Origin of the sequence: Achromobacter sp. SIMBA_011 (genome assembly GCF_046535435.1) — a bacterium.
GTDB classification, from domain to species: Bacteria; Pseudomonadota; Gammaproteobacteria; order Burkholderiales; family Burkholderiaceae_B; genus Achromobacter; species Achromobacter dolens.
In genome coordinates, this window is the sequence record NZ_JAWRWN010000901.1 from 1 (window position 1) to 251 (window position 251).

General features: G+C 67.7%; 1 pseudogene. It reads left to right on the plus strand.

Annotated elements, in window-relative coordinates:
- Nucleotides 1-251: pseudogene (locus SB816_RS33615) on the plus strand (phosphocholine cytidylyltransferase family protein); the annotation flags it as partial.

Consider the following 251-nt stretch of genomic DNA (forward strand, 5'->3'; position numbering starts at 1 on the left):
CGGACAAGGCGGTCGACCGCCTGCTGATCGATCGCGACTTCGAAGCCGGCGACGAGCCCGTCAAGCTGTGCCTGAAGAACGGCGTGCCCGTCGAGTTGCGCAAGCAGCTCGCCGTCGACCTCGACTACGACACGATCGGCGAATCGGTCGGCTTCTTCCGCTTCACCGAAGGCACCGCGCGCCGCCTCGCGAAGATCGTCGCCGGCTACGTCGACAGCGGCCGCGCGAACATGCCGCACGAGGAAGCCGTG